This is a genomic window from Aliirhizobium wenxiniae (genome assembly GCF_019511445.1).
Classification (GTDB): domain Bacteria; phylum Pseudomonadota; class Alphaproteobacteria; order Rhizobiales; family Rhizobiaceae; genus Neorhizobium; species Neorhizobium wenxiniae_A.
This window is the reverse complement of sequence record NZ_JAEUAN010000030.1, coordinates 39,765-59,275: the sequence shown is the minus strand read 5'-3', so window position 1 is coordinate 59,275 and position 19,511 is coordinate 39,765. Positions and strand designations below refer to the sequence as shown.

Below are 19,511 nucleotides of genomic sequence, written 5' to 3'. Positions count from 1 at the left end.
AGATGGAGGCTCGAATGAAACGGCTAATGACTTCCGTCGCTGCCTGTCTACTCTTGGCAACGACTGCTTATGCTGCTGATCCCAACCCCACTGAACTGAGACAACAGGCGCAGGAATTGTTCAAGCCGCTGCCTTCGACCGTTCCGGCAGTAAAGGGCAACAAGATCACTCCGGAAAAGATCGCTTTGGGCAAGGCGTTGTTCTTTGACCCGCGCATGTCCGCATCCGGCGTCTTTTCCTGCAATTCCTGCCACAACCTCGGCACCGGCGGTGATGACAATCTGGAGACCTCGATCGGTCACGGCTGGCAGAAGGGGCCACGTAACTCACCGACGGTTTTCAACGCTGTTTTCAATATCGCCCAGTTCTGGGACGGTCGCGCCGAAGACCTGAAGGCTCAGGCCAAGGGGCCGGTTCAGGCCGGTGTCGAAATGGCTAATACGCCCGGCCAGGTGGTGGCGACGCTGAAATCGATGCCGCAATATGTAGAGTGGTTCAAGGCTGCTTTCCCGGGTGAGGCAGATCCGGTTACCTTCGACAATTTCGCCATGGCGATCGAAGCCTTTGAGGCAACGCTGATCACGCCGGCCCCATTCGACTCATTCCTCAACGGTGACGATGAAGCCCTGACGGCAGACGCGCAGCAGGGCCTGCAACTGTTCATGGATAAAGGCTGTGCCTCCTGCCATGCCGGCATCAATGTCGGCGGGGAGGGCTATTATCCGTTTGGCTTGATCGAAAAGCCCGGTGCAGATGTCTTGCCGGAAAATGACAAGGGTCGCTTTGCGGTGACAAAGACGGCGGACGACAGCTACGTCTTCCGTGCCGCACCTCTGCGCAACATCGCACTGACTGCTCCCTACTTCCATTCCGGCAAAGTCTGGGATTTGAAACAAGCGGTCGCCATCATGGGCACGGCACAGCTGGGTGAAACGCTTGAAGACAAGGATGTCGATCTGATTGTCGCGTTCTTGGATAGCCTGACGGGCAAGGCGCCGGATGTGACCTATCCGATACTGCCGGCCGAAACCGCAACGACGCCGAAACCGGTTAGCCAGATCATGCCAGCGAATTGAGGCTGATCGCAAATAGGAAAAGAAGACCGCGCCGGCATCCGGCGCGGTCTTCGTGCTTTCAGTCGAAACGGATGATGGCGACTTCGCCTTCCAGCGCGCCCTGATAGGCGGAGGCGTGCGGCTCTTCCGGCGGCTCTTCCTGCATGACGCCGATCTGGTCGAGATCCGCCTCCAGGAAGCCCTCTTCGGAAAGCGCGTTCAGCGCTTCGCGCACAGCCGAATCGTCGTCCGGCGCCTTGAGCATGATGTGCAGCTCGACGCCTTCGCCGCCCTTCACCTCATATCCCTTGCCGATGATGATGAACACCATCGGATCGTCGCTGTTGTCGTTGTCGGCGGGCGAAATCATGATATTCTCCTGAATAAGGCCATCGGGATACGAAGACGGCCGGGCAATGAAAGTTCCATCTTCCCTTAGACTTGTGTCAGGCGATTCCCAAACACAATCGGCAATCGTTACGAAAGGCGAGGGGGATCTCCCCGGTTTGTGTTCACAAGGCCCGCAGAACCTGGCTTTGCGCCACTATTTTCGCCCCGGCCCTTGACGCAGAAGGGTTAAAACAGTAAACGCCCCCGCATCGGAAGCCATGTGAGGCTCAAGGTTGCAGTGTGACTACACTCTGCAATACGTCTCAAACAGGCTCCTAAAACGCACGTAGACTACATGAATGTTGCACGCACGACGCATGAATAATGCGTCCTCTGTCTTCCGTGGTCCATCCGAAAACGGGATCGGGCCACGTTTGTGCTTGAGGAATGTGGGTGTTTCTGCCGGAAACGGCATCGCGAGGTCCCCAAAGGGCCTTTGAAGAAGATTTTGCAAGGGATGGGTATATGCCTACCGTAAACCAGCTGATCCGTAAGCCGCGTCAGGCAAACGTAAAGCGCAATAAGGTTCCTGCTCTGCAGGAAAACCCGCAGAAGCGCGGCGTCTGCACCCGCGTCTACACCACGACCCCGAAGAAGCCGAACTCGGCTCTGCGTAAGGTTGCCAAGATCCGTCTGACCAATGGCTTCGAAGTCATCGGTTACATTCCGGGTGAAGGCCACAACCTGCAGGAACACTCTGTCGTCATGATCCGTGGCGGCCGCGTAAAGGACTTGCCGGGCGTTCGTTACCACATCATCCGCGGCGTTCTCGATACCCAGGGTGTCAAGAACCGTAAGCAGCGCCGTTCGAAGTACGGTGCAAAGCGTCCGAAGTAATCCTTCGGACTTTGCCTTCATCAATCCGGCGCTGCGCGAGGTTCTCCGCGTGTTAAAGCGCCCGTAACGTTTAAGAGACGAGATTAGTATGTCCAGACGCCATCGTGCAGAGAAGCGTGAGATCAACCCGGACCCGAAGTTCGGCGATCTGATCGTCACCAAGTTCATGAATGCCATCATGCTCCACGGCAAGAAGTCCGTGGCTGAAAGCATTGTTTACGGCGCATTCGACGCTGTTCAGGGCAAAGCAAAGGCCGACCCGCTGAGCATCTTCCATTCGGCACTCGACAATGTCGCGCCGCATGTTGAAGTTCGCTCGCGCCGCGTTGGTGGTGCCACCTATCAGGTTCCGGTTGACGTGCGTCCGGAACGCCGCCAGGCACTCGCCATCCGTTGGCTCATCACTGCAGCCCGCAAGCGCAACGAAACCACCATGATCGATCGTCTCTCGGGCGAACTCATGGATGCCGCAAACAACCGTGGCTCGGCCGTCAAGAAGCGTGAAGACACGCACAAGATGGCAGACGCGAACCGCGCATTCTCGCACTATCGCTGGTAATCTTAACCGATCGAATTTCGAAAGGCAGTCATTATGGCTCGCGAATATAAAATCGAAGACTACCGCAACTTCGGTATCATGGCGCATATCGACGCCGGCAAGACCACGACCACCGAGCGTATTCTTTATTACACCGGTAAGTCGCACAAGATCGGTGAAGTTCATGACGGCGCTGCCACCATGGACTGGATGGAGCAGGAGCAGGAGCGTGGCATCACGATCACCTCCGCTGCCACCACGACCTTCTGGAAGGGCCGTGACGGCAAGATGCGCCGCTTCAACATCATCGACACCCCCGGCCACGTTGACTTCACCATCGAAGTCGAACGTTCGCTGCGCGTGCTCGACGGTGCGGTCGCTCTTCTCGATGCCAACGCCGGCGTAGAGCCGCAGACGGAAACCGTCTGGCGTCAGGCTGAGAAGTACAACGTCCCGCGCATGATCTTCTGCAACAAGATGGACAAGACCGGCGCGGACTTCTACCGCTCGGTTGAGATGATCAAGACCCGTCTTGGCGCCACCGCAGTTGTCATGCAGCTCCCGATCGGCGCAGAGTCCGAGTTCAAGGGCGTTGTCGACCTGATCGAGATGAACGCGCTCGTATGGCGCGATGAGTCCCTGGGCGCTGCCTGGGACGTTGTCGAGATCCCGGAAGACCTGAAGGAAAAGGCTGCCGAATATCGTGAAAAGCTGATCGAGACCGTTGTCGAGATCGACGAAGAAGCGATGGAAGCCTACCTGAACGGCGACCTGCCGGACAACGACAAGATCCGCGAACTCGTTCGCCGCGGCACCATCGACGTGAAGTTCCACCCGATGTTCTGCGGTACCGCGTTCAAGAACAAGGGCGTTCAGCCGCTTCTCGACGCAGTTGTCGACTACCTGCCGTCGCCGATCGACATTCCGGCGATCAAGGGCATCGACTTCAAGACCGAAGAAGAGATCGAACGTCATGCTGACGACGCCGAGCCGCTTTCCATGCTCGCGTTCAAGATCATGAACGACCCCTTCGTCGGTTCGCTGACCTTCGCACGCATCTATTCCGGCAAGCTCGAAAAGGGTTCGTCGGTCATCAACACGGTCAAGGACAAGCGCGAGCGCGTCGGCCGTATGCTGCAGATGCACTCCAACAGCCGTGAAGATATCGATGAAGCCTTTGCTGGTGACATCGTTGCTCTGGCCGGCCTCAAGGAAACCACCACTGGCGATACGCTCTGCGATCCGCTGAAGCCGGTTATCCTTGAGCGCATGGAATTCCCGGAACCGGTCATCCAGATCGCGATCGAGCCGAAGTCCAAGGGCGACCAGGAAAAGATGGGCCTCGCGCTCAATCGCCTCGCTGCTGAAGACCCGTCCTTCCGCGTCAAGACCGACCAGGAATCCGGCCAGACGATCATCGCCGGCATGGGCGAACTTCACCTCGACATTCTCGTTGACCGTATGCGTCGCGAGTTCAAGGTTGAAGCCAACGTCGGTGCTCCGCAGGTTGCCTACCGCGAAACCATCACGAAGCTGCACGAAGAAGACTACACGCACAAGAAGCAGTCCGGTGGTACCGGTCAGTTCGCGCGCGTCAAGATCATCTTCGAACCGAACCCGGAAGGCGAAGACTTCAAGTTCGAATCCAAGATCGTCGGTGGTGCTGTTCCGAAGGAATACATCCCGGGCGTTCAGAAGGGTATCGAAAGCGTTCTGTCTTCTGGTCCGCTCGCTGGCTTCCCGATGCTCGGCGTCAAGGCTACCCTCATCGATGGTGCCTTCCACGACGTTGACTCCTCGGTCCTCGCCTTCGAAATCGCATCGCGTGCCTGCTTCCGTGAAGCAGCAAAGAAGGCTGGTGCACAGCTTCTCGAGCCGATGATGAAGGTCGAAGTCGTAACGCCGGAAGACTATGTCGGTGACGTTATCGGCGACCTGAACTCCCGTCGTGGCCAGATCCAGGGTCAGGAACAGCGCGGCATTGCGATCGTGATCAACGCTCACGTCCCGCTCGCCAACATGTTCAAGTACGTCGACAACCTGCGCTCCATGTCTCAGGGCCGCGCGCAGTACTCGATGACCTTCGATCACTACGCACCGGTTCCGTCGAACGTTGCGACCGAAATTCAGGCCAAGTATTCCGGCCAGAAGTAATCGGTTCACCGAACCAGACTACGCCCCGGTCTTTAAAGCCGGGGCGATCACACAAGAATTAGGGCCTGAAATGGCCCACATAAAATGGAGAGCCTGCAATGGCAAAGAGCAAGTTTGAGCGCAATAAGCCTCACGTCAACATCGGCACGATCGGTCACGTTGACCACGGCAAGACGTCTTTGACGGCTGCGATCACGAAGTTTTTCGGTGAATTCAAGGCGTATGACCAGATCGACGCTGCTCCGGAAGAAAAGGCACGCGGCATCACCATCTCGACGGCCCACGTTGAGTATGAGACGCCGAACCGCCACTACGCTCACGTTGACTGCCCCGGCCACGCCGACTACGTCAAGAACATGATCACCGGCGCAGCCCAGATGGACGGCGCGATCCTGGTTTGCTCGGCAGCCGACGGCCCGATGCCGCAGACCCGCGAGCACATCCTGCTTGCTCGTCAGGTTGGCGTTCCGGCTCTGGTCGTGTTCCTCAACAAGGTCGATCAGGTTGACGACGCAGAACTGCTCGAGCTCGTAGAACTCGAAGTTCGCGAACTTCTGTCGTCCTACGACTTCCCGGGCGACGAAGTTCCGGTCGTCAAGGGTTCGGCTCTGGCCGCTCTTGAAGACTCGAACAAGACCATCGGTGAAGACGCCGTTCGCGAGCTGATGGCTCAGGTTGACGCCTACATCCCGACGCCTGAGCGTCCGATCGACCAGCCGTTCCTGATGCCGATCGAAGACGTGTTCTCGATCTCGGGTCGTGGTACGGTTGTGACGGGTCGCGTTGAGCGCGGTATCGTCAAGGTTGGCGAAGAAGTCGAAATCGTCGGCATCAAGGCCACCTCGAAGACGACGGTTACCGGCGTTGAAATGTTCCGCAAGCTGCTCGACCAGGGCCAGGCCGGCGACAACATCGGTGCACTGGTTCGCGGCGTTGACCGTAACGGCGTTGAGCGTGGCCAGATCCTGTGCAAGCCGGGTTCTGTCAAGCCGCACAAGAAGTTCATGGCAGAAGCCTACATCCTGACGAAGGAAGAAGGCGGCCGTCATACTCCGTTCTTCACCAACTACCGTCCGCAGTTCTACTTCCGCACGACGGACGTTACCGGTATCGTTTCGCTGCCGGAAGGCACGGAAATGGTTATGCCGGGCGACAACGTCACGGTTGCTGTTGAACTGATCGTTCCGATCGCGATGGAAGAAAAGCTGCGCTTCGCTATCCGCGAAGGCGGCCGTACCGTCGGCGCCGGCATCGTCGCTTCGATCATCGAGTAATCGATAGGGGCAGGGCGGTATCTTTAAGATACCGCCCGCTTCATTTTTTTTAAGCATGTGGCTTATTGCGACTTGCTTATGACACAAAAACATTGCAAATGGCGCCCAAGCGCGATTTGCGCCTGCTTCGCTTTGGCGATTCAGGAAGTTGCACAAGAATTTAAGGTGGGCCTTCGGGCCTGAAGACTGGAATGGGGTGCCTGCTGGAAGCGGTGCCCTCTTCGATCTTTGAAACCGGTGATCCGCCTTAGGTAAACGAACAACCCGTGCCATCACGTTTGGCTTCGGGAGAACAGAAAACAAGGATAACGTCGAATGAACGGCCAAAATATCCGCATTCGCCTTAAGGCATTCGATCATCGGATTCTCGACGCTTCTACGCGCGAGATCGTGTCGACGGCGAAGCGCACCGGAGCAAGTGTCCGGGGCCCCGTTCCGCTTCCGACCCGCATCGAGAAGTTTACGGTAAACCGGTCCCCCCACGTCGATAAGAAGAGCCGCGAGCAGTTCGAGATGCGCACGCATAAGCGCCTCCTCGATATCGTTGACCCGACACCGCAGACGGTGGACGCGCTGATGAAGCTCGACCTCGCCGCCGGCGTCGATGTTGAGATCAAGCTCTGAGCGATCAGAGCCGATTTGGAAGGATTGAACCGATGCGTTCAGGTGTAATTGCACAAAAGGTGGGAATGACCCGCGTCTATAACGACGCCGGCGAGCATATCCCGGTTACCGTATTGCGTCTCGACAGCTGCCAGGTCGTTGCACACCGCACCGTAGAGAAGAACGGCTATACTGCTGTTCAGCTCGGTGCAGGCGTTGCCAAGGTGAAGAACACCTCCAAGGCTATGCGTGGCAACTTTGCTGCTGCAAACGTCGAGCCGAAGTCGAAGCTCGTCGAGTTTCGCGTTTCTGAAGACAACATGATCGAAGTCGGCACCGAGCTGAAGGCTGATCACTTTGCGGCCGGTCAGCTGGTCGACGTGACTGGTACCTCGATCGGTAAGGGCTTTGCCGGCGCCATGAAGCGCCACAACTTCGGTGGTCTGCGCGCTACCCACGGTGTTTCCGTGTCGCACCGTTCGCACGGTTCGACTGGTAACAACCAGGATCCGGGCAAGGTCTGGAAGGGCAAGCGTATGGCTGGTCACATGGGTTCGACCCGTATCACCACCCAGAACCTCGAAGTCGTGTCCACCGATGAAGGCCGCGGCCTGATCCTCGTCAAGGGTGCCGTCCCCGGCTCCAAGGGCGCCTGGATCGTTGTTCGCGACGCCGTCAAGTCGGCTGCGAAGTAAGGGAGCCATTATCATGGAATTCAACGTCAAGACCCTCGAGGGAAAAGACGCCGGCAAGGTCTCCCTGTCCGACGCGATTTTCGGCCTCGACCCACGCGAGGACATCCTCGCTCGTATGGTTCGCTACCAGCTTGCCAAGAAGCAGCAGGGCACGCATCAGTCGCTGACCCGCGGTGAAATTTCCCGCACCGGCGCCAAGATGTTCAAGCAGAAGGGTACGGGCCGCGCTCGTCACCATTCGGCTCGCGCTCCGCAGTTCCGCGGTGGTGGTAAGGCTCACGGCCCGGTTTCCCGCAGCCACGCCTTCGACCTGCCGAAGAAGGTTCGCGCTCTGGCTCTGCGTCACGCGCTCTCTGCCAAGCTGAAGTCTGAAGACCTGATCGTCATCGACGACCTGGTCGCGACGGAAGCAAAGACCAAGGCTCTCGTCGGCACGTTCGCGTCGCTCGGCCTGACCAATGCCCTGGTTATCGGTGGTGCCGAACTCGACAACAACTTCAAGCTCGCAGCCCAGAACATCCCGAACATCGATGTTCTGCCGGTTCAGGGCATCAACGTTTACGACATCCTGCGTCGTGGCAAGCTCGTGCTTTCCAAGGCAGCGGTTGAAGCCCTCGAGGAGCGTTTCAAGTGACCGATATTCGCCACTATGATGTGATCGTATCTCCCTCGATCACCGAAAAGTCGACCCTGCTGTCTGAGCAGAATCAGGTTGTCTTCAACGTTGCCAAGACTGCTTCGAAGCCGGAAATCAAGGCTGCCGTAGAAGCTCTCTTCGGTGTGAAGGTCACTGCCGTCAATACGCTGGTCCGTTTGGGCAAGACGAAGCGCTTCAAGGGCTTCATCGGTAAGCAGAAGGACGTCAAGAAGGCTGTTGTCACCCTGGCCGAAGGTCAGACGATCGACATCTCCACCGGTCTCTGAGGTAAAGAAAAATGGCATTGAAAAGCTATAATCCGACGACCCCGAGCCAGCGTCAGCTGGTCATCGTCGACCGTTCGGGCCTGTGGAAGGGCAAGCCGGTCAAGGCGCTGACGGAAGGTCTGTCCAAGAGCGGCGGCCGTAACAACAACGGTCGCATCACCGCCCGCTTCATCGGCGGCGGTCACAAGCGTACCTACCGCCTGGTCGACTTCAAGCGTCGTAAGTTCGACGTTGAAGGCACGGTCGAGCGTCTGGAATACGACCCGAACCGCACCGCGTTCATCGCGCTCGTCACCTACACGGACGGCGAACAGGCCTACATTATCGCTCCGCAGCGTCTTGCTGCCGGCGACAAGGTCATCGCTTCCAACAAGGCTGTCGACGTCAAGCCGGGCAACACCATGCCCCTGCAGTACATTCCGGTTGGTTCGATCGTTCATAACGTCGAAATGAAGCCGGGCAAGGGCGGTCAGATCGCTCGCTCTGCAGGCACCTACGTACAGCTGGTCGGCCGTGACGCCGGCATGGCTATCCTTCGTCTGAACTCTGGCGAGCAGCGCCTCGTTCCGGGTTCTTGCCTCGCCTCCGTTGGCGCCGTTTCCAACCCGGATCACGGCAACATCAACGACGGCAAGGCCGGCCGCACCGTATGGCGCGGCAAGCGTCCGCATAACCGCGGCGTTGTCATGAACCCGGTCGACCACCCGCACGGTGGTGGTGAAGGCCGTACCTCGGGTGGCCGTCATCCGGTTTCGCCTTGGGGCAAGCCCACCAAGGGCAAGCGCACACGTTCGAACAAGTCCACGGACAAGTTCATCATGCGCTCGCGCCACGTGAAGAAGTAAGAGAGGAAGTCGTTCAATGGCTCGTTCAGTATGGAAAGGTCCGTTTGTTGACGGCTATCTTCTCGCCAAGGCTGAGAAGGTACGTGAAGGCGGCCGCAACGAAGTGATCAAGATGTGGAGCCGTCGCTCCACCATCCTGCCGCAGTTCGTCGGTCTCACCTTCGGCGTCTACAATGGCTCGAAGCACATCCCGGTTAATGTCAACGAAGACATGGTCGGTCACAAGTTCGGTGAATTCGCTCCCACCCGGACCTATTACGGTCACGGCGCGGACAAGAAAGCGAAGAGGAAGTAATCATGGCCAAGGCAAAGACCGAACGCCGGCTGAAGGACAATGAAGCACAGGCAGTAGCCCGTACGCTTCGCGTCAGCCCGCAGAAGCTGAACCTGGTTGCCGCCATGATCCGCGGCAAGAAGGTAGAGCGCGCTCTCGCAGAACTCGAGTTCTCGCGCAAGCGCATCTCCGGCACGGTGAAGAAGACCCTCGAGTCTGCTATCGCCAACGCTGAAAACAACCATGACCTCGACGTCGACAGCCTGATCGTAGCGGAAGCTTACGTCGGCAAGTCGATCACCATGAAGCGTTTCCACGCTCGTGGTCGCGGCCGCGCATCGCGCATTGAAAAGCCGTTCGCGCATCTGACGATCGTCGTTCGCGAAGTCGAGGAAAAAGGGGAGGCCGCATAATGGGCCAGAAAATTAATCCGATCGGTTTCCGCCTCGGCATTAACCGCACCTGGGACAGCCGTTGGTTCGCCGATAACTCGGAATACGGCCAGCTGCTCCACGAAGACCTGAAGATCCGTGCATACCTCATGCAGGAACTGAAGCAGGCCGGTATCGCGAAGGTCGTCATCGAGCGTCCGCACAAGAAGTGCCGCGTTACGATCCACTCGGCTCGCCCGGGTCTGATCATCGGCAAGAAGGGTGCGGACATCGAGAAGCTTCGCAAGAAGATTGCTACGATGACCAACTCCGAAACGCACCTCAACATCGTTGAAGTGCGCAAGCCGGAAGTTGACGCGACGCTGGTTGCCCAGTCGATCGCTCAGCAGCTCGAACGCCGCGTGGCTTTCCGCCGTGCGATGAAGCGCGCTGTTCAGTCCGCAATGCGTCTTGGCGCCGAAGGCATCAAGATCACCTGCGCCGGCCGTCTTGGTGGCGCGGAAATCGCTCGTACCGAATGGTACCGCGAAGGCCGCGTTCCGCTTCACACGCTGCGTGCAGACATCGACTACGGTACGGCTGAAGCCGAAACCGCATTCGGTATTTGCGGCATCAAGGTCTGGATCTTCAAGGGCGAAATCCTTGAGCACGATCCGATGGCTTCCGAACGTCGCGCGCTGGAAGGCGATGCGCAGGGTCCGGCAAGCCGCGACCGTGATCGTGGCGATCGTCGCCGCGAACGCGAAAACGCTTGATTATCGCTGGCGAAAGATAAGCTCGGAGAAGTAAGAAAATGTTGCAGCCAAAGCGTACCAAGTATCGCAAGCAGTTCAAGGGCCGCATCAAGGGCGTCGCAAAGGGCGGCTTTGACCTGGCATTCGGCGAATTCGGCCTGAAGGCTCAGGAACCGAACCGCGTGAACGCTCGCGAGATCGAAGCGGCCCGCCGCGCGATCACCCGTTATATGAAGCGCGCGGGTCGAGTATGGATCCGCGTCTTCCCTGACGTCCCGGTTACTGCAAAGCCTACGGAAGTCCGTATGGGTAAGGGTAAGGGTTCGGTTGAATACTGGGCTTGCAAGGTCAAGCCTGGTCGTATCATGTTCGAGATCGACGGCGTTTCGGAAGAAATCGCGCGCGAGGCACTGCGCCTCGGTTCTGCCAAGCTCTCGGTCACGACGCGCTTCGTTCAGCGCATCGCAGAGTAAGGAGAAGGCACGATGAAAGCCGAAGAAGTACGCGGCCTCAGCGCCGACCAGCTCAAGGACAAGCTCGCCGAGCTCAAGAAGGAGCAGTTCAACCTGCGCTTCCAGAAGGCCACCGGCCAGCTCGAGAAGTCCTCGCGTATCACTGAAGTTCGCAAGGACATCGCTCGCGTGAAAACCATTGCCCGCCAGAAGGCGGCAGAAGCCAAGGCCTAAGGAAGAATAATATGCCAAAACGCATTCTGCAGGGCGTTGTCGTTTCCGACAAGAACGAGAAGACCGTTGTTGTCCGCGTCGAGCGCCGCTTCGCTCACCCTCTGCTTCAGAAGACCGTTCGTCGGTCCAAGAAGTACAAGGCCCATGACGAAAACAACCAGTACAAGGTTGGTGATGTCGTTTCCATCGAGGAATGCGCACCGATCTCCAAGGACAAGCGCTGGACGGTAATTGCCGCCCAGGCTTAACAAGACAGTAATTTCCGCCAGGCCCTTGCGTCTGGCGGAGAATCCTGTATGAAGCACGCCACTGGCGTCGAACGCTCGGAAACGGGCGTTCTTTTGCTTTGAGCGCACGGAAGGTCCCTTTCAGGGAAACCACCTTGGCAAGACCCATCCCGCGCACACTGAAAATCTGTTCATAGCCGGCTCCACGCGCTTTTGTGTGTGGTGTTCCGGTCATTAGAAAAAGGCGACCTGACATGATTCAGATGCAAACAAACCTCGACGTGGCGGATAATTCCGGCGCACGTCGTGTCATGTGCATCAAGGTGCTGGGCGGCTCCAAGCGTAAATACGCTTCGGTCGGCGACATTATCGTCGTTTCGATCAAGGAAGCTATTCCGCGTGGCCGCGTGAAGAAGGGTGACGTGATGAAGGCGGTTGTTGTGCGTACCGCTAAAGACATCCGTCGCGCCGACGGCAGCGTCATCCGCTTCGATAACAACGCAGCGGTTCTCATCGACAACAAGAAAGAGCCGATCGGCACCCGTATCTTCGGACCGGTTCCGCGCGAACTTCGCGCCAAGAACCACATGAAGATCATCTCGCTGGCTCCAGAAGTACTGTAAGGAGCGGGACCCATGCAGAAGATCAAGAAGGGCGACAACGTCGTCGTACTTACCGGCAAGGACAAGGGCCGTACCGGTGAAGTTCTCCAGGTTCTGCCGAAGGAAGACCGTGCGGTCGTCCGTGGCATCAACATGGTGAAGCGCCATCAGCGTCAGACTCAGACGCAGGAAGCTGGCATCATCAACAAGGAAGCATCCATCCACCTGTCGAACATCGCAGTTGCTGCGAAAGACGGTAAGCCGACCCGCGTTGGTTTCTCCGTTGTCGACGGTAAGAAGGTGCGTGTAGCCAAGCGTACGGGAGATGTCATCGATGGCTGAGGCAAATTACGAGCCGCGGCTCAAGACCGAATACGTCACCCGCATCCGTGCAGCACTTCAGGAGCAGTTCTCGTTCGCTAACGAGATGATGATCCCGAAGGTTGACAAGATCGTCATCAACATGGGCGTGGGCGAGGCAACTGCCGACTCCAAGAAGCCCACGATTGCTGCTGCCGACCTCGCTGCGATCGCTGGCCAGAAGCCGGTTATCACGCGCGCTCGCAACTCGATTGCAGGCTTCAAGGTTCGTGAACAGATGCCGATCGGCGCGAAGGTTACTCTCCGCGGCGCCCGCATGTATGAATTCATGGATCGCCTGGTCAACATCGCGCTTCCGCGCGTTCGCGACTTCCGCGGCCTGAATCCGAAGTCCTTTGATGGTCGTGGCAACTTCGCCATGGGCCTCAAGGAGCACATTGTGTTCCCGGAAATCAACTACGACAAGGTTGATCAGATGTGGGGCATGGACATCATCGTTTGCACGACGGCTACGAACGACGACGAAGCTCGGGCTCTTCTGAAAGAGTTCAACTTCCCGTTCCGTGCGTAACCGTAACGACGAGCGTTAAAAAGGAACTACGATATGGCGAAGACCAGCGCAGTTGAAAAGAACAAGCGCCGCCGCAAGACGGTCGCCGACCATGCCGCCAAGCGCGCTGCATTGAAGGCAACCATCATGAACCAGGAACTTCCGATCGAAGAACGGTTCAAGGCAACTATCAAGCTCGCTTCCCTGCCGCGCGATGGCTCGAAGACGCGTATCCGCAACCGTTGCGAAGTCACCGGTCGTCCGCGCGCTTTCTATCGCAAGCTCAAGATGTCGCGTATCGCGCTTCGTGAGCTGGGCAACCTCGGCAAGGTGCCGGGTATTGTTAAGTCGAGCTGGTAAGGAGATCGTTCGATGACCATGACTGATCCCCTGGGCGATATGCTCACCCGTATCCGCAACGGCGCTTCCCGCCGCAAGAACTCCGTCACGACGCCGGCTTCGCGCCTGCGCGCTCGTGTCCTGGATGTTCTGCAGGCTGAAGGCTACATCCGCGGCTACACTCAGACCGATCACGGTAACGGCAAGTCCGAAATCGAAATCGAACTGAAGTACTACGAAGGCGCATCCGTGATCCGTGAGATCGGCCGCGTTTCCAAGCCGGGCCGCCGAGTTTATGTCTCGGTCAAGTCCATTCCGCAGGTCGCGAACGGCCTCGGCATCACCATCCTTTCGACCCCGAAGGGCGTGATGGCCGATCACCAGGCTCGCGAACAGAACGTAGGCGGCGAGGTTCTTTGCTCGGTCTTCTAAGACTGGGCAAGGATCTCCATAACGGACAGACAGGATAACAAAATGTCTCGTATCGGTAAAAAGCCCGTTCCGGTTCCTGCAGGCGTAACGGCTTCGGTCGACGGCCAGAAGATCACCGCGAAGGGCCCGAAGGGCGAACTCGTCTTCGTTGCTAACGACGAAGTCAAGGTTGAGCTGAATGACAACGCTGTTTCGGTGACCCCGGTCAACGATTCCAAGGATGCTCGTTCCAAGTGGGGCATGTCCCGCACGATGGTTGAGAACATCTTCAAGGGCGTTAAGGACGGTTACGAGCGCAAGCTCGAAATCAACGGCGTCGGTTACCGCGCGGCCATGCAGGGCAAGAACCTGCAGCTGGCTCTCGGTTTTTCCCACGACGTAGTCTACGAAGCCCCTGAGGGCATCACCATTGCCGTGCCGAAGCCGACGGAAATCATCGTCTCCGGCATCAACAAGCAGCAGGTCGGTCAGGTTGCAGCGGAAATCCGCGAATACCGCGGTCCCGAGCCCTACAAGGGCAAAGGCGTCAAGTACGCCGAGGAACGGATCGTCCGCAAGGAAGGCAAGAAGAAGTAAGGACGCGGAACAATGGCTACTCGGAAAGAAGCACTCACCAAGCGTGCGAGCCGTGTTCGCCGTCAGATCAAGAAGGTCGCAAATGGCCGTCCGCGTCTGTCGGTTCACCGCTCGTCCAAGAACATCTACGTACAGGTCATCGACGATGTGGCCGGCCGCACGCTTGCTGCAGCCTCCACGCTCGACGCCGACTTGCGCAAGTCGCTGAAGACCGGCGCGGACGTTGCAGCAGCTGCTGCCGTCGGCAAGCTGGTTGCAGAGCGCGCCTCCAAGGCTGGCGTGAAGGAAGTCGTGTTCGATCGCGGCGCCTTCATCTACCACGGCCGCATCAAGGCACTTGCTGAAGCTGCCCGCGAAGGCGGTCTGAGCTTCTAAGAATTTTCGCCCGGTTTCCCTCGATAGGGGAGGCCGGGCGAAATTGCGGTTTCTCCGCACCGCCCGGATTTCTCCGGGTTATCTTTAACCTGCCGTTCTACCCGCAAAAGAAAAAGGACAAGGACAATGGCACAGGAAAGAAAGGGCCGCGACGATCGTCAGGCCCGTGAAGAGCGCGATAGCGAATTCGTCGACAAGCTGGTCGCGATCAACCGCGTCGCCAAGGTCGTCAAGGGCGGCCGTCGTTTCGGTTTTGCTGCTCTCGTCGTCGTTGGCGACCAGAAGGGTCGCGTTGGCTTCGGTCATGGCAAGGCACGCGAAGTGCCGGAAGCCATCCGCAAGGCAACCGAATCTGCAAAGCGCGATCTGATCTTCGTACCGCTGCGTGACGGCCGTACGCTGCATCACGACGTTCATGGCCGTCACGGCGCCGGCAAGGTTCTGCTGCGCTCCGCAAAGGCCGGTACCGGTATCATCGCCGGTGGCCCGATGCGTGCAGTTTTCGAAACCCTCGGCATGCACGACGTCGTTGCAAAGTCGACCGGTTCGTCGAACCCGTACAACATGATCCGTGCAACGTTCGACGCTCTCAAGCACCAGGTGCATCCGAAGGACATCGCAGCACAGCGCGGCATGAAGTATGCTACGCTGCAGGCTCGCCGTGCCGCTTCCGGCAATGCGTCGGAAGAATAAGAGGAGTCTGACCCATGGCTAAGGCTACGAAGAAGACTGAAGCAAAGACGATCACGGTCGAGCAGATCGGTTCGCCTATTCGCCGTCCGGCTATCCAGCGCGCAACGCTGGTCGGTCTGGGCCTCAACAAGATGCACCGGGTTCGCACGCTGGAAGATACGCCTTCCGTTCGTGGCATGATCCGGGCCGTTCAGCATCTCGTCCGCGTCGTCGACGAGAAGTGAGGGTTTGATCATGAAACTGAATGAGATCAAGGACAACGAAGGTTCGTCCAAGGACCGTATCCGCGTAGGTCGTGGTATCGGTTCCGGCAAGGGCAAGACCGGTGGTCGCGGCGTCAAGGGTCAGAAGGCCCGTTCCGGCGTTGCCATCAACGGCTTCGAAGGCGGTCAGATGCCAATCTACCGTCGCCTGCCGAAGCGCGGCTTCAACAACATCTTCGCTTCTGAATACGTCACCGTTTCGCTCGGCCGTATCCAGACCGCGATCGATGCTGGCAAGCTCGACGCCAAGGCAACGGTTGATGCGGCAGCTCTCAAGGCTGCCGGCGTTATCCGTCGCGAAAAGGACGGCGTTCGCGTTCTGTCCGACGGCGAACTGAAGGCAAAGCTTGCGATCGAAGTTGCCGGTGCCTCGAAGGCTGCCGTCGAAAAGATCGAAAAGGCTGGCGGTTCCGTCAAGCTTCTCGCTGTTGCTGAAGCTGCAGCTGAGTAAAACGTTTAAAATCGCCCGGTGTGTGCTTCACACCGGGCGATTTTATGTCCATATGTGAGCCTCACGATTTGGCGGCCCCAATGGGCGCCGATCACATGAAAACAGGGTGAGGCACCCGATTGCTCCCGCAATCTCCGCGCCCGGTTTTTTGAACCAGAATTTGCGACCACTTTTCCGACCAGGCATTTTGCGCCGGGGGAGGTGATCGGGCGGAGAAACGCATGGCGTCTGCAGCGGAACAACTTGCCTCTAATCTCAATTTTTCGACCTTCGCCAAGGCAGAGGATCTCAAGAAGCGGCTGTGGTTTACCCTCGCTGCTCTCCTCGTTTATCGCCTCGGCACGCATATTCCGCTTCCGGGCCTGAACCCTGAAGCCTATGCGCAGGCCTTCCGCGGCCAGGCTGGCGGTATTCTTGGTCTTTTCAACATGTTTGCCGGCGGCGCTGTCGAGCGTATGGCGATCTTTGCGCTCGGCATCATGCCGTATATTTCCGCGTCGATCATCGTGCAGCTGATGACCTCTGTCGTTCCTTCGCTCGAAGCCTTGAAAAAGGAAGGCGAAGCCGGCCGCAAGATCATTAACCAGTACACTCGTTACGGCACGGTTATCCTCGGCACGCTTCAGGCCTACGGCATTGCCGCCGGTCTCGAGAGCGGGCAGGGCATCGTCAACGATCCCGGCATGTTCTTCCGTCTGTCGACCGTGGTCACGCTTCTCGGCGGTACCATGTTCCTGATGTGGCTGGGTGAGCAGATCACCTCGCGCGGCATCGGCAACGGCATTTCGCTGATCATCTTCGCAGGTATTGCTGCAGGTCTTCCGTCGGCTCTCGCCGGCACGCTGGAACTCGGCCGTACCGGCGCTCTGTCGACCGGCCTTATCCTGGCCGTGATTCTCGTCGCGATTTTCGTCATCGGCCTGATCGTTTTCGTCGAGCGTGCCCAGCGTCGTCTTCTGATCCAGTATCCGAAGCGTCAGGTCGGCAACCGCATGTTCCAGGGCGATACTTCGCACCTGCCGCTCAAGCTCAACACGTCCGGTGTTATTCCGGCGATCTTTGCCTCGTCGCTGCTCTTGCTTCCCGCAACGGCTGCTGGCTTCGCAGGCAATTCCGACCTGCCTGCATGGGCAACCGCTGCCATTGCTGCCCTCGGCCATGGCCAGCCGCTGTTCATGCTGCTTTACGGCCTGCTGATCGCCTTCTTTGCCTTCTTCTACACGGCCATTGTCTTCAATCCGAAGGACACAGCCGACAACCTGAAGAAACACGGTGGTTTCATTCCGGGCATTCGTCCGGGCGAACGGACCGCCGAATATATTGACTATGTACTGACCCGCATCACAGTTATCGGTGCGATCTACCTCGTCTTCGTCTGCATTCTGCCAGAGTTTCTGATCGCCCGCACGGGCGTGCCATTAGCCCTTGGTGGTACTTCGCTTTTGATCGTTGTCAGTGTAACCCTCGATACGGTTGCACAGATTCAAGGACATCTCATTGCGCAGCAGTATGAGGGTCTGATCAAGAAGTCGAAACTGCGCGGAGGAAAGAGGGGACGATGAGACTTATATTCTTGGGGCCACCCGGCGCCGGTAAGGGTACGCAGGCAAAGCTGCTGACTGAGAAATACGGCATTCCGCAGCTTTCCACGGGTGACATGCTTCGTGCTGCCAAGGAAGCAGGTACCGAGATCGGTCTGAAGGCGAAGGCGGTCATGGATGCCGGCCAACTGGTGTCCGACGATATCGTCAATGCCATCGTCGCCGAGCGCATCGATCTCGACGACTGTTCGAATGGTTTCATCCTCGATGGCTATCCGCGCACCGTGCCCCAGGCCATCGCGCTGGAAAAGATGCTGCAGGAAAAGGGCTGCCCTCTGGATGCAGTCATTGAACTGAAGGTGGACGAGGGGGCTCTGATGGGCCGAATCGAAAACCGCGTGGCCGAAACCATTGCCGCTGGCGGCAAGGTTCGCGCCGACGATATGCCGGAAGCCTTCAAGAAGCGTCTGGTTGAATATCGTGAAAAGACTGCTCCGCTCTCGGCTCATTACGAATCGACCGGCCAGTTGAAGACGATCGATGGCATGGCTGATGTGAAGGCTGTGACCGCCGAAATCGAAAAGACCTTGTCGGCTCTTTGAGCTGTCATAGGTCTGTTAAAGAATCTCGGGCTCGGCGGTTGCAATTCAGCGCTGATTCCGTTAAACACCGCGCCAACTCGCGACAGATTTGAGCGATTGGCGCGGATTTCCGCAAGGATATCCGGGGCTGGTCGTTTTGACCTGTCTCGTTTGGTGTTGTTGAACTGGTGGCCTTGATCAGGCTGCTATCATGGAAAGTACCGCTTGCCGGATGGCAACCGGAACGAAGGAGAATAGACGTGGCACGTATCGCTGGCGTCAACATCCCGACTGCGAAGCGCGTTGTTATCGCGCTGACCTACATTCACGGGATCGGCCCGAAATTTGCGCAGGAAATCATGGACAAGGTCGGTCTTCCGGCTGAAAAGCGCGTCCATCAGCTGACGGACTCTGAAATTCTTCAGATCCGCGAAACCATTGACCGCGACTACGCCGTCGAGGGTGATCTTCGTCGCGAAACTGCGATGAACATCAAGCGCCTCATGGATCTCGGTTGCTACCGTGGTCTGCGTCACCGTCGTGGCCTTCCGGTCCGCGGTCAGCGCACCCACACCAACGCTCGTACCCGCAAGGGTCCGGCCAAGGCAATCGCCGGTAAGAAGAAGTAATTCTGAGGCATTAGCCAATAGGCATTGGGTGAAAGCCCAATTGTTTGCTGCCTAAAACCTACTGCCTCTCAAGGTGGAGCCGCTGGAACTACGGCGGTGCAGAGATCAACGAAAGGGATAAAATGGCCAAGGAAGCCACCCGCGTTCGTCGTCGCGAACGCAAGAATATCACGTCGGGCGTTGCCCACGTCAATTCTACCTTCAACAACACCATGATCACCATCACCGACGCGCAGGGCAATGCTATTGCCTGGTCGTCTGCCGGTGCAAAGGGCTTCAAGGGTTCGCGTAAGTCGACCCCGTTTGCTGCTCAGATCGCCGCTGAAGACTGCGCCAAGAAGGCTCAGGAACACGGCATGAAGTCGCTCGAAGTTGAAGTTTGCGGCCCGGGTTCCGGCCGTGAATCGGCTCTTCGTGCTCTCCAGGCTGCCGGTTTCATGATCACTTCCATCCGCGACGTCACGCCGATCCCGCACAACGGCTGCCGCCCGCGCAAGAAGCGCCGCGTCTAATGGACGTATTGGTGCTCG

General features: G+C 58.1%; 31 protein-coding genes. 30 read left to right on the top strand and 1 reads right to left on the bottom strand.

The features are described from left to right. Positions 1–14 precede the first annotated feature (14 nt). A complete protein-coding gene (locus JNB91_RS27255) occupies positions 15–1,076 on the top strand; it encodes a cytochrome-c peroxidase (protein WP_220328609.1) in 1,062 nt (353 codons plus the stop codon). Positions 1,077–1,134: 58 nt separating this feature from the next. On the opposite strand, the gene JNB91_RS27250 is transcribed toward JNB91_RS27255, so the two are convergent. Further along, positions 1,135–1,425, bottom strand: coding sequence for a transcriptional regulator (locus tag JNB91_RS27250; protein ID WP_112509925.1), 291 nt, complete (start codon positions 1,423–1,425; stop codon positions 1,135–1,137). Positions 1,426–1,910: 485 nt separating this feature from the next. On the opposite strand from JNB91_RS27250, the gene rpsL reads away from it, so the two are divergent. The 29 genes from rpsL to rpsK all read left to right on the top strand — a co-directional run bounded on the left by rpsL (position 1,911) and on the right by rpsK (position 19,493). After that, positions 1,911–2,282, top strand: a complete 372-nt coding sequence (gene rpsL, locus JNB91_RS27245) for a 30S ribosomal protein S12 (RefSeq protein WP_003547537.1) — start codon at positions 1,911–1,913, stop codon at positions 2,280–2,282. A gap of 88 nt (positions 2,283–2,370) precedes the next feature. Next, on the top strand, positions 2,371–2,841 hold the full coding sequence (gene rpsG / locus JNB91_RS27240; RefSeq protein WP_220328608.1) for a 30S ribosomal protein S7: 471 nt from the start codon (positions 2,371–2,373) through the stop codon (positions 2,839–2,841). Between the two features lie 33 nt (positions 2,842–2,874). Continuing rightward, the gene (gene fusA / locus JNB91_RS27235) at positions 2,875–4,974 is read left to right on the top strand and encodes an elongation factor G (RefSeq protein WP_220328607.1); all 2,100 of its coding nucleotides are present in this window, start codon (positions 2,875–2,877) and stop codon (positions 4,972–4,974) included. A gap of 98 nt (positions 4,975–5,072) precedes the next feature. Then, positions 5,073–6,248: an elongation factor Tu gene (tuf, locus tag JNB91_RS27230; protein ID WP_220328606.1), complete on the top strand. Its 1,176-nt coding sequence runs from the start codon at positions 5,073–5,075 to the stop codon at positions 6,246–6,248. Positions 6,249–6,563: 315 nt separating this feature from the next. Then, complete coding sequence (gene rpsJ / locus JNB91_RS27225) at positions 6,564–6,872, top strand: 30S ribosomal protein S10 (RefSeq protein ID WP_003507767.1); 309 nt, start codon at positions 6,564–6,566, stop codon at positions 6,870–6,872. Positions 6,873–6,904: 32 nt separating this feature from the next. After that, the gene (gene rplC, locus JNB91_RS27220) at positions 6,905–7,546 is read left to right on the top strand and encodes a 50S ribosomal protein L3 (protein WP_220328605.1); all 642 of its coding nucleotides are present in this window, start codon (positions 6,905–6,907) and stop codon (positions 7,544–7,546) included. A 13-nt stretch (positions 7,547–7,559) separates the two neighbouring features. Beyond that, positions 7,560–8,180 carry a 50S ribosomal protein L4 gene (gene rplD, locus JNB91_RS27215; RefSeq protein WP_220328604.1) on the top strand — a complete coding sequence of 207 codons (621 nt, stop codon included), beginning with the start codon at positions 7,560–7,562 and terminating at the stop codon, positions 8,178–8,180. Next, the gene (locus JNB91_RS27210; RefSeq protein ID WP_119939778.1) at positions 8,177–8,470 is read left to right on the top strand and encodes a 50S ribosomal protein L23; all 294 of its coding nucleotides are present in this window, start codon (positions 8,177–8,179) and stop codon (positions 8,468–8,470) included. Before rplD ends, JNB91_RS27210 begins: the two co-directional genes overlap by 4 nt. Positions 8,471–8,481: 11 nt before the next feature. Then, positions 8,482–9,315 carry a 50S ribosomal protein L2 gene (gene rplB / locus JNB91_RS27205; RefSeq protein ID WP_220328603.1) on the top strand — a complete coding sequence of 278 codons (834 nt, stop codon included), beginning with the start codon at positions 8,482–8,484 and terminating at the stop codon, positions 9,313–9,315. 16 nt (positions 9,316–9,331) lie between these two features. Next, complete coding sequence (gene rpsS / locus JNB91_RS27200) at positions 9,332–9,610, top strand: 30S ribosomal protein S19 (RefSeq protein WP_112454903.1); 279 nt, start codon at positions 9,332–9,334, stop codon at positions 9,608–9,610. 2 nt (positions 9,611–9,612) lie between these two features. Next, the gene (gene rplV / locus JNB91_RS27195) at positions 9,613–10,002 is read left to right on the top strand and encodes a 50S ribosomal protein L22 (protein WP_112511001.1); all 390 of its coding nucleotides are present in this window, start codon (positions 9,613–9,615) and stop codon (positions 10,000–10,002) included. Beyond that, positions 10,002–10,736 carry a 30S ribosomal protein S3 gene (gene rpsC / locus JNB91_RS27190; RefSeq protein WP_220328602.1) on the top strand — a complete coding sequence of 245 codons (735 nt, stop codon included), beginning with the start codon at positions 10,002–10,004 and terminating at the stop codon, positions 10,734–10,736. Before rplV ends, rpsC begins: the two co-directional genes overlap by 1 nt. Before the next feature lie 38 nt (positions 10,737–10,774). Further along, complete coding sequence (rplP, locus tag JNB91_RS27185; protein WP_093000489.1) at positions 10,775–11,188, top strand: 50S ribosomal protein L16; 414 nt, start codon at positions 10,775–10,777, stop codon at positions 11,186–11,188. A 12-nt stretch (positions 11,189–11,200) separates the two neighbouring features. Continuing rightward, positions 11,201–11,401: a 50S ribosomal protein L29 gene (gene rpmC / locus JNB91_RS27180; RefSeq protein ID WP_165220142.1), complete on the top strand. Its 201-nt coding sequence runs from the start codon at positions 11,201–11,203 to the stop codon at positions 11,399–11,401. Between the two features lie 11 nt (positions 11,402–11,412). Next, positions 11,413–11,649 carry a 30S ribosomal protein S17 gene (rpsQ, locus tag JNB91_RS27175; RefSeq protein WP_046792687.1) on the top strand — a complete coding sequence of 79 codons (237 nt, stop codon included), beginning with the start codon at positions 11,413–11,415 and terminating at the stop codon, positions 11,647–11,649. 233 nt (positions 11,650–11,882) lie between these two features. Beyond that, positions 11,883–12,251 carry a 50S ribosomal protein L14 gene (gene rplN, locus JNB91_RS27170; RefSeq protein ID WP_003495199.1) on the top strand — a complete coding sequence of 123 codons (369 nt, stop codon included), beginning with the start codon at positions 11,883–11,885 and terminating at the stop codon, positions 12,249–12,251. Between the two features lie 12 nt (positions 12,252–12,263). Continuing rightward, positions 12,264–12,572, top strand: a complete 309-nt coding sequence (gene rplX / locus JNB91_RS27165) for a 50S ribosomal protein L24 (protein WP_220328601.1) — start codon at positions 12,264–12,266, stop codon at positions 12,570–12,572. Next, positions 12,565–13,122: a 50S ribosomal protein L5 gene (gene rplE / locus JNB91_RS27160; RefSeq protein WP_220328600.1), complete on the top strand. Its 558-nt coding sequence runs from the start codon at positions 12,565–12,567 to the stop codon at positions 13,120–13,122. Before rplX ends, rplE begins: the two co-directional genes overlap by 8 nt. 33 nt (positions 13,123–13,155) lie before the next feature. After that, on the top strand, positions 13,156–13,461 hold the full coding sequence (gene rpsN / locus JNB91_RS27155) for a 30S ribosomal protein S14 (RefSeq protein WP_112454897.1): 306 nt from the start codon (positions 13,156–13,158) through the stop codon (positions 13,459–13,461). Between the two features lie 12 nt (positions 13,462–13,473). Next, entirely contained in the window at positions 13,474–13,872 is a 399-nt protein-coding gene (gene rpsH / locus JNB91_RS27150; RefSeq protein ID WP_220328599.1) for a 30S ribosomal protein S8, read from the top strand. A gap of 42 nt (positions 13,873–13,914) precedes the next feature. Next, on the top strand, positions 13,915–14,448 hold the full coding sequence (gene rplF, locus JNB91_RS27145) for a 50S ribosomal protein L6 (protein ID WP_220328598.1): 534 nt from the start codon (positions 13,915–13,917) through the stop codon (positions 14,446–14,448). 12 nt (positions 14,449–14,460) lie between these two features. After that, the gene (gene rplR, locus JNB91_RS27140; protein WP_112510987.1) at positions 14,461–14,823 is read left to right on the top strand and encodes a 50S ribosomal protein L18; all 363 of its coding nucleotides are present in this window, start codon (positions 14,461–14,463) and stop codon (positions 14,821–14,823) included. Positions 14,824–14,949: 126 nt separating this feature from the next. After that, the gene (gene rpsE, locus JNB91_RS27135) at positions 14,950–15,516 is read left to right on the top strand and encodes a 30S ribosomal protein S5 (protein ID WP_220328597.1); all 567 of its coding nucleotides are present in this window, start codon (positions 14,950–14,952) and stop codon (positions 15,514–15,516) included. A gap of 14 nt (positions 15,517–15,530) precedes the next feature. After that, entirely contained in the window at positions 15,531–15,740 is a 210-nt protein-coding gene (gene rpmD / locus JNB91_RS27130) for a 50S ribosomal protein L30 (RefSeq protein WP_220328596.1), read from the top strand. Between the two features lie 10 nt (positions 15,741–15,750). Next, on the top strand, positions 15,751–16,230 hold the full coding sequence (gene rplO, locus JNB91_RS27125) for a 50S ribosomal protein L15 (protein ID WP_220328595.1): 480 nt from the start codon (positions 15,751–15,753) through the stop codon (positions 16,228–16,230). Positions 16,231–16,451: 221 nt separating this feature from the next. Next, positions 16,452–17,792, top strand: a complete 1,341-nt coding sequence (gene secY / locus JNB91_RS27120) for a preprotein translocase subunit SecY (RefSeq protein ID WP_220328594.1) — start codon at positions 16,452–16,454, stop codon at positions 17,790–17,792. Continuing rightward, positions 17,789–18,373: an adenylate kinase gene (locus tag JNB91_RS27115; RefSeq protein WP_220328593.1), complete on the top strand. Its 585-nt coding sequence runs from the start codon at positions 17,789–17,791 to the stop codon at positions 18,371–18,373. The genes secY and JNB91_RS27115 overlap by 4 nt, the downstream gene beginning before the upstream one ends. Before the next feature lie 239 nt (positions 18,374–18,612). Continuing rightward, positions 18,613–18,981 (top strand): 30S ribosomal protein S13, encoded by a 369-nt coding sequence (gene rpsM, locus JNB91_RS27110; RefSeq protein WP_093000503.1) that lies wholly within the window; start codon positions 18,613–18,615, stop codon positions 18,979–18,981. 122 nt (positions 18,982–19,103) lie between these two features. Then, positions 19,104–19,493, top strand: a complete 390-nt coding sequence (gene rpsK, locus JNB91_RS27105; protein WP_007766864.1) for a 30S ribosomal protein S11 — start codon at positions 19,104–19,106, stop codon at positions 19,491–19,493. Positions 19,494–19,511 lie beyond the last annotated feature (18 nt).